Source organism: Shewanella sp. S1-49-MNA-CIBAN-0167 (assembly GCF_040310145.1).
Taxonomy (GTDB): Bacteria; Pseudomonadota; Gammaproteobacteria; order Enterobacterales; family Shewanellaceae; genus Shewanella; species Shewanella psychromarinicola.
Genome location: NZ_JBEOPO010000019.1, coordinates 53,638 through 68,329, shown reverse-complemented (window position 1 = coordinate 68,329; position 14,692 = coordinate 53,638). Strand labels below are relative to the sequence as shown.

Below are 14,692 nucleotides of genomic sequence, written 5' to 3'. Positions count from 1 at the left end.
CCATATTTATTGTTACAATTTTTATCCCACCTTGACCATAAATATTTGCGCCGCAAATGAAGCCAGCCATTTTACTAACTCAATCAACTATCGCAATAAACCCATATTGCAAAATCTAGGCGATTGAGCATTTTCATCCAAGAGTTTGTTTACAAATGCAAACAAAACGACTTGTTAGATGTAAGCAGGACTGTGCGGATTAAATACCGCCTCAGCAGAGGCACTCAATGTGATATGACATCGCATCTGAGTATAAAGTGAGTGTTGTTACATTAGGCCTAAGGAGATCTAAGCCACATGTTGTCAGTGAATGATTTAGTGATTACAAATTTTATCTGCTGCTGTTGTAATACCACCTTCACTAGGGATGAACTTACCTTTGCCTTCTAAAAACTCAATAAGCATCTCAGCGTCCATCTCCGCTGCAGAGCAGGTATGATAACGAGTATCAGCACCAAAGTTAGTATGCATTAACGTTTTAAGCTCTTGCTTTGTTAACGCAGAGCCATGGGTTAGCATCAATTGCATAACTTGATGGCCGTGTACTGATCCAGACATTGTATCTCCAATTAAGGTGTAAATTTATTATACTTTATAGCTTATTTTTTTTTCATAAATACAGATCTCACCCACAAGATCCGAAAAAATATTTTTTTGATGCCCGGATTAAAAAATGATACGGCATACCCACTACATCTGTATAAACGATACCCGTAAAATAAAAAATTAATATTCAACTTAGCATAGCTTTGCGAATAAATATTCGATGAAATCAGCCGTCAGAGTGATGATAAATTTAGCGGCATCTGTTGATTTATTAACGGCCTTTTGCATGGCTTTCGCTTTCTTTTGAGCTTTTTTCGATCTCTGCAAGTGCTGAATAAATTGCTTGAAAGATAAGCCTGTCAGCCTCCACAGTGTCATTATCAGGAACATCCCAGGCCATAATTTCGCGATATTTTTCGACGACTTTACGAATATCTTCAGTGATATTGTCTTGGTAACGTTCAATTTCTATATTTTGTATATCAGACATATAAATACACCTTAACCATAATAAGTTAGAACACAGGAGCTTGAACCGGAACGATTAATATTTCACAACGACTATGATTTTGAACATAATGCGCCACTGAGCCCAATAACTTGTTTATGCCTTTTTTCTTTTTTGCCCCAAAAATGGCTAAATCAACATCTTGTGCTTCCAAAAAAGACACAACGCCATAATTTATCTCACCACAAATTACTTTGGTCTCTATGGGAAAATCGGTATCCAAATCGTTTACAAACGCTTTCATCTGAAACTGAGCAGCATCAATAGCTTTTTTGTTTTGATCTTTGATGATATCTAGATCAACAACGTTGTAGCCCACTGGATCGCCATAGAGTGTATAAGCGAGTACTTCTGGAACAACATTGAGTAATGTTAACGAAGCTTGATAGTAGTTAGCTAATTCTATTGCGCGTTTGCATGCATGCTTTGAATACAAGGAAAAATCCACCGCAACCACGATATTTTTATAGGGGTGTAATTGTTCCACCGCCTTTTCAAACTCTTGTTTTTCACGTAACCAGTCCCATGCTTGTTGCAGATTTTCTCTGTTAAAATAACGCACTTCACTAGATATTAAAAAAGGCTTCGCGATTAACGCCATCCAATGTTCCCAAGACTTATCGCCAACCATCGCAATGCGATCAAAATCACTAAGATGTTTCATACCAAACTTAACATCATCTATGGCGGCATCTAAATCCCAGCCGGAAAAATTATCAAACTCAAAAAGTAATGAGATTTTGCCTAATCGTTTAATTTGCGTTTCAAGTTGAGGTAAAAAATTCTGATAATCTGCATCAGTTAATTGTCCTGAAGCTCGTACAGCAATGATATTAGCATCAAATACAGGGATAAATTGCAACATAGGATTTTCCTTCTTTTGCGGATAGTTCACATCCAGAATCAGTTAAAACACACTACTCACTAACTTCATCTTAAAACCTTTTTTTATAGAGCTTATTGATCAATGACAACATTTCAGAATGAAACGTTTCATGATGTTACAATTTAGTGTATTGAATTTGCTCTTACCTTTCCTGATTATATACCAGCTTCAAAAACCTCACGGCCTTGGGTCTTGCCCTGTCTTTGCCATGAGCTCTTCGTGTTCATCATCACGCGCCTCATGGGCCAGGAAACTCGGAGGACCCATCTAAGCCATTGAAAGAATAATTAATTGCATTTTAATTTTAGCAACTCTATCAAGGCTTCAGCAAGTTCTTTTCCTAGAGTCTTATTTAAGCTAATTATAGCGCATGTTCAGCATTTATTTATGCCTGTTGCTGATGCTCAGAGAGATGTTCATCCGTTGTATATTCTTGTCGTTGTTATTTAATTTTTTTTCAAACCCATAAATTGAGCCATGTTTGAATCCATAATATTTGGTTAATCACATCAATGGTAAACCTAGAAAACGAAGCAAAACGAAGCAAAACGAAGCAAAACGAAGCAAAACGAAGCAAAACGAAGCAAAACGAAGCAAAACGACGAAGCCTAAAACACCCATCGCACTCATCCTATAAGATAACTTTTGATACTTTTATTTCGATAGCTTTTATCTTTATTCAAACGTACAAATTGAACGGGATTTATCAATAGGTTGGGCTCTGAAAAGTTTAATTTAAGCAATTAGGTAGATTCAAAGCAGCACAAACTGTTTGATAACAATAAAGGGGGGAGTAAGAGGTATTATTTGAAAATTAAGTTTTCAGCACCCAACCATCGTTGCCGGTTTGTTGAGCCTTATCGTGGTTTCCGCTCTCGATTTTCAAACAGTGATCAACATACGTCATACGCACTAATGCTGCAGCTTGGCGAGTAATGTTGGATTATTTTAATAGAAAATATCGGGATAATCTATTGTGGTGTTTTGGGTTTTATTAGCCTAGGGTAGAGATATTGTATTTGTTGTTTCAACATATAGCTGATTTTTAGCAACTGTTGAATGAATGTTAGGAAGTTCACATCATGCCCCATCCGCAGTTACTGCAACAACTTCAAGACGTTGTAGGTCAAAATCAAATCATTATAAATAAGCAAAAATCACGCCGATTTCGCTTTGGTTGGCGAACTGGCGGCGGTGATGCGCTTGCGGTGCTCAAACCGCAGTCTCTGCTGGTGTTATATAAGGCCTTGCAAGTGTGTGTTAACCACAAAGTTATTATTATTATGCAAGCGGCTAATACAGGGTTAACAGAGGGCTCCACACCCAGTGGTGATGATTATGACCGACCTATTATTATCATCAATACGTTGGCAATGGATCAAGTTTCTTTATTGGAACAAGGTCAACAGGTTTTAAGTTTTCCAGGGGCAACCTTGTTCAGCCTAGAGACGTTGCTAAAACCAATTAAGCGTACGCCTCATTCGGTGATTGGTTCTTCGTGTTTAGGAGCATCCGTGGTCGGTGGCATAGCCAATAATTCGGGCGGCGCGTTAGTCAAACGAGGTCCAGCGTATACTGAGATGGCGTTGTTTGCGCGGGTTGATGAACAGGGTGAACTACAACTGGTTAATCATTTAGGTATTGAGCTGGGTGAGACTCCTGAAGAGATATTAACCAATTTGATGACGGGTAATTTTGCTAAGGAAAACTTGGCGCCAAGCGATGCTCAGCGTTCAGATACAGAATATCAGCACCGTGTCCGTCAGGTAGATGAAAACAGCCCTAGCCGCTACAACGCCGATCCAAGGCGTTTATTTGAAGCCAGTGGCTGCGCAGGCAAGTTAGCTGTTTTTGCGGTCAGGTTAGATACTTTTGCCGTTGCTGAGCAAGAGCAAACATTTTATGTTGGCACTAACGATCCCTTAGTATTGGGCAGGCTCAGACGGGAAATTTTACAACAATATAAGCATTTACCAGAGGTGGGCGAATACTTACACAAAGATATTTTCGATATCTCTGCCCAGTATGGCAAAGACACATTTTTGAGTGTGAAACACTTAGGCACGGATCGTTTACCTAAGTTGTTTGCATTAAAAGGCCGAATAGATGCCGTGTGTAAATCGTTACCCTTTGTGTCTTCTCATTTAAGTGATTGGCTTATGCAACTTGCCAGTCGATTTTTTCCGCAACATTTACCGCCGCGTATTTTGCAATATCGAGCCAAATACGATCATCACTTAATTTTGAAAATGAGCGAGCAAGGTATTGCAGAAGCGAGAACTCATTTGACTGGCTTTTTTGCCGAGCAAGAAGGTGACTTTTTTGAATGTGATGCACAAGAAACACAAGCTGCCGTTTTAAACCGTTTTGCAGCCGCAGGTGCTGCTATGCGCTACCATACCTTATATCAAAAAGACGTAGGTGATTTATTGTCGTTAGATATAGCACTAAGACGGGATGATATTGACTGGTTAGAACAACTTCCGGAAGCATTGGAACAACAGCTTGAAATGAAGCTCTACTATGGGCACTTTTTCTGTCACGTTTTTCATCAGGATTACATTTTGAAAAAAGGTGCAGATCCTAAAGAAGTGAAGAAAAGCATGCTTGAATTGCTCAATAAACGCGGCGTTAAATACCCTGCTGAGCATAATGTGGGCCATTTGTATGAAGCAGAGCAAACTCTTAAAGACTTTTATTTAACTCTCGACCCAACCAATACATTCAACCCCGGTATTGGTAAAACTGAAAAAAACCAGCGTAATTGTAGTTGCCAACATTAATCTGTTGCCAAGATCCCGTTCCTTATGCAAAACAGCCCTCTACACAAAGGGGGCTGATATTTACCTAAGAATTGATGTCTGTTCACAGAGTCTAACTATTACAACGACTTTCGCATTGGAATACAATCCAAACGGATCCCCCGCGGTGAATGATAAGTTGACACTTCATCACCAACAAAACCACAGGCGCGATAAAATGATGCGGCATTTAGCGTGGATTCGAGTTGTAATAATTCAAGACCGTTCTCCAAGGCTCGGCATTCAAGAAATACCAACATTGACTTTGCAGCCCCTTGTCCAAAATTGTCAGGGTCGACAAAAATAGCGTCTATCATGCCCGTTTCAAGATTAACTTTACCGCATCCGATAACACGATCCTTGAATAGCGAAACATAGAAGTTCGCTACAATATCATTAATCAATGCCTCAGAGATGTCGCCTTGTGTCCATAATGCCAACTGCGATGAGCTGTAAAATCCGATGCATTTTTCAATAATAGCTCGGTTTCTCATGGTGTAAATAGATTGAACGTCAGACTCTAGCGCTTTCCTGATTATCATCGTAAATGACCTTGAATTAATGATCTCATGAATGTGATTTATTGACTTGATAACCGGCATCAATAATTGAATAAATCACATTCCAGCATTAACAACATAACGCTTAGCGCTTGTTTTAACAACTGTATTACTCATTAGAACTAGTCTGCGTTATCTAAAACTAAACCAATAGATTAATCGCGTTACAGCCAAGCTTAAAGCTGCAATAATAATGCTATGCGCAGTAACAGATTGATTATTCGACTACGTTATCCGCTTCATGTTTAATTTACTTCTAATAGGATTTACCGATGCGCGCTTTTGTAGTTCGAGCCAGAGCGGCTCCAGTTGATAGTCAGCAGTTTGTGGCGAGTATAGGCCAAGAGGCCCATACTGAAATTTTAGCCCATACCTTAATGAACACCATCTTTGTGGCCCAGTCTCATCGGGATGATGTTATTGTTTATTTAGTATTAGAAAGCACCCAAGATTTTTCTCGCACCATCTGTTTCCGTTCAGGTGAACTGGGTCATATAGGCGGCTTCCATGAGCAAAATTTAACCAATAAAATTGCCAAAGCCTTAACCGCGTCAAAGGGCATGACGAAAGAGCAATTGCGTGTGGTTGAGCCCGGCATTACGGTACGCACTGTGAGTTTTGAAAAGCTAGTGCAAGAGTTAGCCGAAGAATATCAACTGTATATGTTGGAGAAAAAAGGCACCCCAGTGCGTGACATAGAGTTTGCACATAATCCTTGTTTTCTACTCACCGATCATATTCCTATGCCTAAAAAGAGCTTTAATAGCTTAAAGCGACTCGGTACTCAACATATAAACTTAGGGCCAAAAATGCTATTCGCGTCTCAATGCGTGGTGTTAATCCATAATGAGTTAGATATACGGTTGTAAATCAATACGATTGGATCAAGGACCTGCAGTTGATGGATAATTTACGTCAATTAACGCTAAGCTTGTTGAGCTTACATAACAGACAAATCCTATCAATAAAGCTTAAACCTTAGTCTCCGTCGTCCTTGCTTTCTAATGGATGTCTTACCTTTTTGGCAATTTATTATGCCCTATTCCGCTACCTTGTGGATTGCCGCAGGTATGCGGTGACTTATGGCTTCCGACATCACTCAGTGGCATTACGATATGCTCATACCCGCTAATTTTTTCGTCAAGAATGCAAAATTAGATTTTGACGCCTCTCAAATAACCCGCCCAGGTCCCAAACAACACCGAAAGCCGACGAGATAAAACACTAAGTCGAAACGAGATTTGCGGCTGATGTTAAACGCTAACTTTTTAGAATGAGTCCGTGATGAAGTGGTTGATGTTCAAGACCCACACATTCGCAACCGTGTTATATTTATTGATGGCCAAACTCTTGAGCTAAACTGATGAGTTAAATGTTAATGTTGCGCAAAAGATAGCAGAAATGCGCCGGGTTATAATCTTTAGCGTAATGAAGGTTATGGTTTATTTATTGCTTGAAAATTCCACGCAAGTAGCGAGTTTGATAAGGGTTTATTATCCCTTGAGATAGCCAAGTGATCAGCCACGTTAACAACCTTTTTATCAGCTTGTACCATAATGCCGTTGTTGATCAAATCGGCATTAATGTTTAGGCTTAAATAAAATAAAATCTTGTTAATTCAAGGCTGTTTTGTTACAAATGCACTAGATTAAAAAAAATTAACGTTAAGGAATAACGAATGGATTGGTATGTAAAGGTTTTAAAACAGTATTTCGATTTTAGCGGCCGAGCACGTCGTAAAGAATACTGGATGTTTGCACTGATCAGCATGATCATTAGTATTGTGCTGACCTTATTGGATATGGGTGTGGGCTTATACAGTGAACTTTATGGTGCTGGATTATTGAGTTCTATTTATTCACTCGCCATCGTCATTCCAAGCATCGCAGTGAGTGTTCGTCGTCTTCACGATACTGACCATTCTGGTTGGTGGTTATTATTAATGTTTATCCCGCTGCTTGGTGCATTAATTCTGCTCGTCGTGATGTGCTTTAACAGTAAAGATGATAACGAATACGGCCCGAATCCAAAAGCAGAACCAAACCTTGGTGAGAGTGATGACTTAGCCGTTTAATCTTAAGTGATTCACTAACAGAGATTAGCATCACTCATTAAAAAAGAGCATGGTCATTGACTATGCTCTTTTCGTATCTGCAGCCAGCTTTATCACTATAAAACTAGGTTTTAGAGGGCATTAGCTTAGTCACACCATTGATCACTAATACCGCTAAACCACCAGCAACAACACCAAATAGTGCATTCAACACGCTTGGGGTTAATAACCCTAAAAAGCCACCTACAACACTCACTTGGCTTACCAGCGTTTCTGCATGCGCAATCCATTCAGATACCAGATGAATACCGTGAGTTAAAATACCGCCACCAACCATAAACATGGCAATAGTACCGACAAATGTGAGAATTTTCATTAAGTAAGGGGCTGCAGATACTAATCCTAATCCCAATTTATGCCCTATTCCACTGGGCTTACGTTGAGCAAGATACAAACCAAGGTCATCAATTTTAACAATCCCTGCCACTAGGCCGTATACGCCTATCGTAATCACAATGGCAATAACGCATAAGGTTAAAAATTGCCCCATTAGGTCCATGTGTGCAGCAACACCTAAACTAATTGCGATAATTTCAGCGGATAAGACAAAGTCGGTGCGAATCGCCCCTTTTATTTTTTCTTTTTCGAATGCTGCTAAGTCTTCGATATCAGCTTTTGCTTTGGCAACCACCGCATCGTCATCGACCACTGGTACACGCTTATGTGTTAGTGAATGATAGACCTTTTCAAAGCCCTCATAACATAAAAACAAACCACCAAACATCAATAAAGGAGTAATAGCCCATGGAATAAACGCACTGATCAGCATGGCCATCGGCACCAAAATGACTTTATTGCGAAACGACCCCATGGCGACGGCAAACACGACAGGAAGCTCTCGCTCAGAGGCAACACCCGATACTTGCTGCGCATTTAACGCTAAATCATCACCCAGAACACCAGCGGTTTTGCGTGCCGCCACTTTGCTCATTGCCGCTACATCATCCAAAATAGTGGCAATATCATCTAATAGGGTTAATAAACTGGCACCTGCCATAAAAAGACTTATCCTTTTAAATCAATCAGTTGGTTGATTTTTACTTATGTCATACATCGTTTAGAGTAAACACATGGGAACACTTAAACCCGTGATATTGACCTAGTGTTGATACTCAAAATACTACTCAGTACACGTTAAGTCAGTGAGTCGTCTTCTACCATCACACCACAAGAGCTATGTAACACTAAATGGTTTTTGATTAATCGCTGACAGGCCTCTTAACCACAAGTTAATAAGGCTAATATATGCCTATTTTGAGTACTTAAGTTACTGGCATTTTTATCAACGTTAGCATTAAGCTCTTTGGCAATAGCTTGAAATGGCTGACGCGTGTCTAAATTTACCAATGGACTATTCATTAACGCACCAGACACGGTCAACTAAAACACGCCATCACAGTAAGTTATATCAATAGAAGTGGCTTTAAATGCCATTTTTATAGCTAACCTTCTATGAATAGTGCATTTTGGTAAACAAAACAACCAAGATAAATAACTTAACATGGTTGTTTTCATTATATCCCTGACGTTATAACCCAAGCTCGCTGAGTAAGTCATCAGCATCGTCGACAACAAGGCCTTTTACATTGGGATCATTGAGTACATCTTGTGATTTATCTGATTTAGCTTGCGCTTTTTGACCGTGAGTTTCGATTAATGAGTCAAGATCAAATTCCTCATTCATTTCAAAGTCTGCAGATCGAAGAAACTCTGTTTTATCCATGGCAAATTCAAGATAAAAAATATGGTTATTTTCAGTCCTAAACGACACTCTTCTCGCGACGGCGTTATCGAGGTTAGTATCGACTGAAATCGTTAATTCTTTATTAATCGTCAACATTTTAGGCTGACTTTGGCTAATGGATGTTTGTAATTCTTTTGATATTTTACCAATAAAATCACCCAAAATCTGGTTCATTAATTCGCCCATTACATTGCTCACATCATCAGAAGTATGTGAAAACGCTAATTCCGTTTCAGGCATTCCCATGTTGAGCATATAACGGCGATAAATTTCAATAGCCGCTGCCGCAGAAAAGTTGATCACAACCAAGCCAGAAAAACCACCATCGAAAATAGAGAAACAACCCAAATCAGGTTTTAAGCGGGTGCGAGAAATACTTTGAATCATCCCAGCATGACTAATTTGGCTAGCACTCGTGCTAGAAAGAACATGAGACACTGAATGACAAAGCTTAAGTAGAATATCGTCATTGTTGACGATAGAAGATGAATTCATAGCATTAATACCTTTTCGTTAATTACACTAATCTTGCGGGTAAACCGTAAAAAAATCAAAATTAAAACAATTGCTTAGCACATTAATTAACCAAACAACGTTAATATTCAACTAACCAGTTGATAAAAAACAGCTTTAACCAATTCACTACCTTATGCTTACAAATATAAAATATGCAGTTTGTTCACAAAAACAATCTTTTACGCTTATTTTTTTTAATATTTTCATTATAATCCCATTACTTTGTATTGATAGTTTAAAATAGGACTGATAATGATTAGATTATTGAGACGCCTAACCATTTTAAAGCGATTATTTATTATGTTAGCTTTAGCCGCTTTAGGTACAGTGGTTTTCGGTTCTTTTTCCATTAATGAACAATACAATCATTTAATAGAGCAAAAGTTCAAACAGCTCACCGGACAAGTCAACCAATTAAGTAGCACGCTTGATGCCTTTAAGCTTGTTAATCCTGATGCAACGGTCGAATTATTAAGCCAGTTTGTTAGTGACATTAAGGTCTCTGAGCATCAAGCGTTTATTGTTGTCGATAATCAAAATAATATTATTGTTAATCCACTAAACCCAAGATCAATCAGTAAATCCATCAACAACTTGGCGGCAAATGATGCTTCAACGCCTTATCAACAGCTAATCACCACGGCAAAACAACACCAAACAGCCCAAGCAAAGTTTGCGGTTGTCGATCAACAAAATCAACCGCAAACGGTACTTGCCGCAGCACAATATTATCCAAAACTTGAATTAACGCTAATCACCCAAGCAAACGTCAACGATGTCAATAACAGTATGACAGGTATCATTATTGACTATTTCATTATTATGATGATGATTGCAGTGCCTATTTTTGCGTTCTTTTTATTGCTTAATCATTCCATTACCCAACCTCTTAACGTCACAATCGACGCGATGGAACAAATCGCCAAAGGTGAAGGCGATTTGACTCAACGCTTGTCGACAGAAGGCAATGATGAAGTCGCCAAACTAGCCGATGCGTTCAATCAATTTGTGATTAAAATAGCTAATATGGTTGCTAATTTACAACCTCTTGGGCATACCTTAAATAATGAAGCTGTGCATTTATTAGATACTGTAAAATTATCGAATCAAAGCGCGAACCAAGTGCACAGCGAAACTCAAAGTGTCGCCGCTGCGATTAACCAAATGCTATCGACGAGCCAAGAAATGGCTCGAAACACTCAAGATGCGGCAGACGGTGCCAGCAATGTGAAACATCAAGCCGAACAAAATCAACAATTGATGCAACAAACAGTTGAACAGACAGAAAGTTTAGTCGGTGAGCTACAACAAGCAGAAACGGTGTCGTTAACCCTCAGTCAATCATCTGCTGAGATTGGCAGCATCCTTGACGTGATAGGTAGCATTGCAGATCAAACTAATCTACTTGCACTGAATGCCGCCATTGAAGCTGCACGCGCAGGTGAACATGGCCGAGGTTTTGCTGTAGTCGCTGATGAAGTGCGTGCGTTGGCAAACAGGACTCAGTCTTCAACCAATGAAATCAATAAAATTATTAACCAGATCCAGACAGGTATTCAATCGGTTATTAACAGTATTACTAACACACAGCAACATTCTGCTCAGCTGCAATCAAAAGCTGTGCAATCAAGTGATGCGATTATCGCAATTTTAGCGCTTATCGAAAATATTAGTAGCATGACAGCGCAACTCGCCAGCGCCACAGAAGAACAAGCACTCGTCACCGAAGACATTAACATTAATGTCAGTACGATTTCTGAACTCACCGAACTATCGTTAACAGCTAACGAAACCCACAGTCAGGCAGCACAATCGTTGCAAACTATTAGTGTAGATATGAGTCAGACACTAGGACAATTTAAAATATAATTTAATTCGATCAACTCATTACACAAACAAAGGCTTTCCACGGTTGATATTATACCCATCAGCATGGAAAGCCTTAATGTTACTACCCTCACCCTCGCCGTCTTATCGACAAACAATATTGGCTTATAGCCATGGTCTATATCAACATCACAGCTCATTTCGAGTCGAACATCGCTTTTAGCTATTATGACTTTAGGGTATATTATGCCTATTAGATTAAATAGCTGAGTTCTACAAGGTATCATTTAACCAATAAGCTAGTGGATATTTCGACTAGCTTATTGAAATATTGATATTTAATCCGATGAGTATTTAGTTGTCATTCATTACAGAGTATGTTGTCTATGTATCAAAAAACGGTCACCATTGTTGCTCCTCACGGTATTCATACCCGCCCAGCGGCATTACTGGTTAAAGAGGCAAAAGAGTTTGATTGCGACGTCATAGTCGAATGCAATGGTAAGCAGGCCAGCGCCAAAAGTTTATTCAAGTTACAAACATTAGGTCTATACCAAGGTGTGTCAGTGACGGTATTTGCTTCCGGTGAACACGCCCAAGCAGCCGTTGACAAAATTGCCTCACTGCTGATGACTCTGAGTTAATTAGAGTTAATTAGAGTTAATTAGAGTTAATTAGAGTTAATTAGAGTTAATTAGAGTTAATTAGGACAACCATAGTTAATAGGACAGCGATATGTCAATCAACGGAATAGTAGTATCTGCAGGCATCGCTTTTGGTAAAGCACTGACTATCACCACTCAACTGCCACCACTGGATTTTAAACTTCTCTCTATTGAACAAATTGACCAGCAGCAACAACAGCTAACACAAGCCATTAATCACCTTATTGCTCATTTACAACACTGCCAACATCACCTGTACCCAGATGGTGATAATTTCCAACTTATTGATAGCGATATTATGTTGCTTGAAGATGAGGAACTACAACAGCAACTTCATCAACATATTCGTCAATTTAAAGTCGGTGCCGCCGTTGCTGTTGATCGCATTTTTAATCAACATGCAGCAGAAATGTCGGCATTAGATGACCCTTATTTGGCTAATCGCAGTGTTGATATTATGTGTTTGGCTAAGCGCTTAACCAGTGCGTTGCACGGGCACTTACAATGGGATTTATCGACCCTTGCCGAAGACACCATATTACTGGCTGATGATTTAACCCCTGCAGAATTTGCCATATTGCCACTAACTCACATCACCGGGCTGATCCTAGAGTCTGGAGGTCTAACAAGCCATACTGCTATTTTGGCTCGGGCAGCAGGGATACCTGCATTACTCAATTATCAATTTTCACAAACCAAAGACGTCATTGACGATGGCACTCAGCTTATTTTAGATGGTATGTCAGGTGAATTACATGTTGCCCCGTCAGCTGACGTTTTTGATCAATTAAAGCAGAAACAACAACAAGAATTGCTGCGTCGCCAAGCATTGATGATTTATAAAGATAAACCCAGTCAAACTCGCGACGGTCATAAGGTCACTTTGCTGGCCAATGTGGGCAACCTGAGTGAAATATCTCATGTCACCGATGTTGGAGCCCAAGGTATTGGCTTATTTCGTACCGAATTTTTACTGATGAATGCCAAAGCTCTGCCAGATGAACATCAACAATATAAACTTTATTGCGATGCCCTTCATAGCTTACAAGGTGAAGTGCTTACCATTCGAACGTTTGATATTGGCGCCGATAAAGAAATTCCTTTCTTGCCTCAAAACAACGAAGATAACCCTGCCCTTGGCATTCGTGGCATTCGCTATAGTTTGGCACACCCAGAGACCTTTATTACTCAAGTGAAAGCCGCCCTTCGCGCCGCTAATCATGGCCAAGTTCGATTAATGTTTCCGATGGTAAGCCAGGTAGAAGAACTTGACGCCGCCTTTTTGTTAATTGAACGCGCTAAATCCGAGTTGAACGAGCAAGAAAAAGGTTTTGGGGCTCTCAGCTACGGCATTGTGGTTGAAACCCCAGCAGCAGTTCTGAACCTGCCAAGTATGTTGCCATTACTCGATTTTGTCAGTATCGGCACCAATGACTTAACCCAATATACCTTAGCGGCCGATCGCACCAATCCGCATTTAGCTAAACAATACCCACCACTGTCACCGGCAGTAATACAACTTATTGCCTTAACGATTTCCCACTGTAAACACACTCATGTCAGTGTTTCATTGTGTGGTGAACTTGGCAGCGATCCACAAGTTCTGCCCTTATTGGTAGGACTTGGGCTTGATGAGTTGAGTATCAATCCTGCTAATTTATTAGACGTAAAAGTGGCATTGATTGAAGGTAACTACACCCATTTTGTTAACCATGCACAACACATCGCTTTGTTAACTCGCATTACTGATATTCGTGAAGCCATTAACGCTTTTTCACTCGATTGCGACCAATCACACGAATAAAGTAGGTAAAGCTGGCAGAGCCGTTTACACTTAACCGCATAAAAAAATGACTAACAGGGGCTTGTTCTTATGGGATTTTTAAGCCGAATACGGCGATTGATTTCTGGCCAACCACCATTGACGGGCGGTATAGCTATTTATGCACCAGTATCGGGTGATATTGTTGCAATTGAAAAAGTACCCGACGTGGTATTTGCTGAAAAAATTGTTGGCGATGGTATTGCTATCGACCCTAAGGGCGAATTTATGGTTGCCCCAATTGATGGCACCATTGGTAAAATTTTTGAAACCAATCATGCGTTCAGCATCGAGTCACCCCAGGGGCTAGAATTGTTTGTTCACTTTGGTGTTGGCACCGTTGAGCTCAAGGGTAATGGTTTTAAACGTTTAGCCGAAGAAGGTCAGCAAGTCAAAGCAGGTGAAGCCATTTTGGCTTTTGATCTGGCCTATTTGCGCGATAAAGTCGACAGTCTATTGACCCCTGTGGTGTTGGCCAATATGGAAGATATTAAGCAATTAGATAAAGCCCAAGGTAGTGTCATTGCCGGTAAAGATATTATTTTTACTGTGCAAATGTAACATCATGTTGGCCCGATCTATTTTAACGACATAGTTCACCGACATAGTTAACTGCCATAGTTAACCGATAATGCTAATGGTTATTGCTAATGGTTATTGCTAATGGTTAGCGACACATTAATATGCAACCGCACGCTTAAATT

13 protein-coding genes and 1 pseudogene are annotated in these 14,692 nt (G+C 39.8%); 7 read left to right on the top strand and 7 right to left on the bottom strand.

The window, feature by feature from the left end:
• Positions 1 to 315 precede the first annotated feature (315 nt).
• The 3 genes from AAEZ00_RS10825 to AAEZ00_RS10815 all read right to left on the bottom strand — a co-directional run bounded on the left by AAEZ00_RS10825 (position 316) and on the right by AAEZ00_RS10815 (position 1,949).
• Complete coding sequence (locus AAEZ00_RS10825) at positions 316 to 558, bottom strand: YecH family metal-binding protein (protein WP_101031891.1); 243 nt, start codon at positions 556 to 558, stop codon at positions 316 to 318.
• Positions 559 to 817: 259 nt separating this feature from the next.
• Positions 818 to 1,036: a hypothetical protein gene (locus AAEZ00_RS10820; protein ID WP_124011636.1), complete on the bottom strand. Its 219-nt coding sequence runs from the start codon at positions 1,034 to 1,036 to the stop codon at positions 818 to 820.
• Between the two features lie 25 nt (positions 1,037 to 1,061).
• Positions 1,062 to 1,949, bottom strand: a complete 888-nt coding sequence (locus tag AAEZ00_RS10815; RefSeq protein WP_124011637.1) for an STAS/SEC14 domain-containing protein — start codon at positions 1,947 to 1,949, stop codon at positions 1,062 to 1,064.
• A gap of 1,073 nt (positions 1,950 to 3,022) precedes the next feature.
• Here AAEZ00_RS10815 and dld point away from each other — a divergent pair.
• The gene (gene dld / locus AAEZ00_RS10810) at positions 3,023 to 4,723 is read left to right on the top strand and encodes a D-lactate dehydrogenase (RefSeq protein WP_124011638.1); all 1,701 of its coding nucleotides are present in this window, start codon (positions 3,023 to 3,025) and stop codon (positions 4,721 to 4,723) included.
• A 98-nt stretch (positions 4,724 to 4,821) separates the two neighbouring features.
• Here the strand turns inward: dld and AAEZ00_RS10805 are convergent, their stop codons facing one another.
• A complete protein-coding gene (locus AAEZ00_RS10805) occupies positions 4,822 to 5,283 on the bottom strand; it encodes a GNAT family N-acetyltransferase (protein ID WP_124011639.1) in 462 nt (153 codons plus the stop codon).
• A 290-nt stretch (positions 5,284 to 5,573) separates the two neighbouring features.
• On the opposite strand from AAEZ00_RS10805, the gene trmY reads away from it, so the two are divergent.
• Both trmY and AAEZ00_RS10795 read left to right on the top strand, forming a co-directional pair.
• Positions 5,574 to 6,170 (top strand): tRNA (pseudouridine(54)-N(1))-methyltransferase TrmY, encoded by a 597-nt coding sequence (trmY, locus tag AAEZ00_RS10800; RefSeq protein ID WP_124011640.1) that lies wholly within the window; start codon positions 5,574 to 5,576, stop codon positions 6,168 to 6,170.
• 809 nt (positions 6,171 to 6,979) lie between these two features.
• Entirely contained in the window at positions 6,980 to 7,375 is a 396-nt protein-coding gene (locus tag AAEZ00_RS10795) for a DUF805 domain-containing protein (protein ID WP_124011641.1), read from the top strand.
• A 103-nt stretch (positions 7,376 to 7,478) separates the two neighbouring features.
• Here AAEZ00_RS10795 and AAEZ00_RS10790 read toward each other — a convergent pair whose 3' ends face one another.
• From AAEZ00_RS10790 to AAEZ00_RS10780, 3 genes and pseudogenes are all read right to left on the bottom strand, one after another.
• A complete protein-coding gene (locus AAEZ00_RS10790; RefSeq protein WP_101031896.1) occupies positions 7,479 to 8,411 on the bottom strand; it encodes a DUF808 domain-containing protein in 933 nt (310 codons plus the stop codon).
• A gap of 227 nt (positions 8,412 to 8,638) precedes the next feature.
• A pseudogene (locus AAEZ00_RS10785) lies at positions 8,639 to 8,794 on the bottom strand (LacI family transcriptional regulator); the annotation flags it as partial.
• A gap of 148 nt (positions 8,795 to 8,942) precedes the next feature.
• A complete protein-coding gene (locus AAEZ00_RS10780) occupies positions 8,943 to 9,653 on the bottom strand; it encodes a DUF3334 family protein (RefSeq protein WP_124011642.1) in 711 nt (236 codons plus the stop codon).
• Between the two features lie 273 nt (positions 9,654 to 9,926).
• On the opposite strand from AAEZ00_RS10780, the gene AAEZ00_RS10775 reads away from it, so the two are divergent.
• The 4 genes from AAEZ00_RS10775 to crr all read left to right on the top strand — a co-directional run bounded on the left by AAEZ00_RS10775 (position 9,927) and on the right by crr (position 14,549).
• A complete protein-coding gene (locus AAEZ00_RS10775) occupies positions 9,927 to 11,543 on the top strand; it encodes a methyl-accepting chemotaxis protein (RefSeq protein ID WP_124011643.1) in 1,617 nt (538 codons plus the stop codon).
• Between the two features lie 344 nt (positions 11,544 to 11,887).
• Entirely contained in the window at positions 11,888 to 12,145 is a 258-nt protein-coding gene (locus AAEZ00_RS10770) for an HPr family phosphocarrier protein (protein ID WP_101031899.1), read from the top strand.
• 91 nt (positions 12,146 to 12,236) lie between these two features.
• On the top strand, positions 12,237 to 13,970 hold the full coding sequence (gene ptsP, locus AAEZ00_RS10765) for a phosphoenolpyruvate--protein phosphotransferase (protein WP_124011644.1): 1,734 nt from the start codon (positions 12,237 to 12,239) through the stop codon (positions 13,968 to 13,970).
• A 69-nt stretch (positions 13,971 to 14,039) separates the two neighbouring features.
• On the top strand, positions 14,040 to 14,549 hold the full coding sequence (gene crr, locus AAEZ00_RS10760) for a PTS glucose transporter subunit IIA (RefSeq protein ID WP_124011645.1): 510 nt from the start codon (positions 14,040 to 14,042) through the stop codon (positions 14,547 to 14,549).
• Positions 14,550 to 14,692 lie beyond the last annotated feature (143 nt).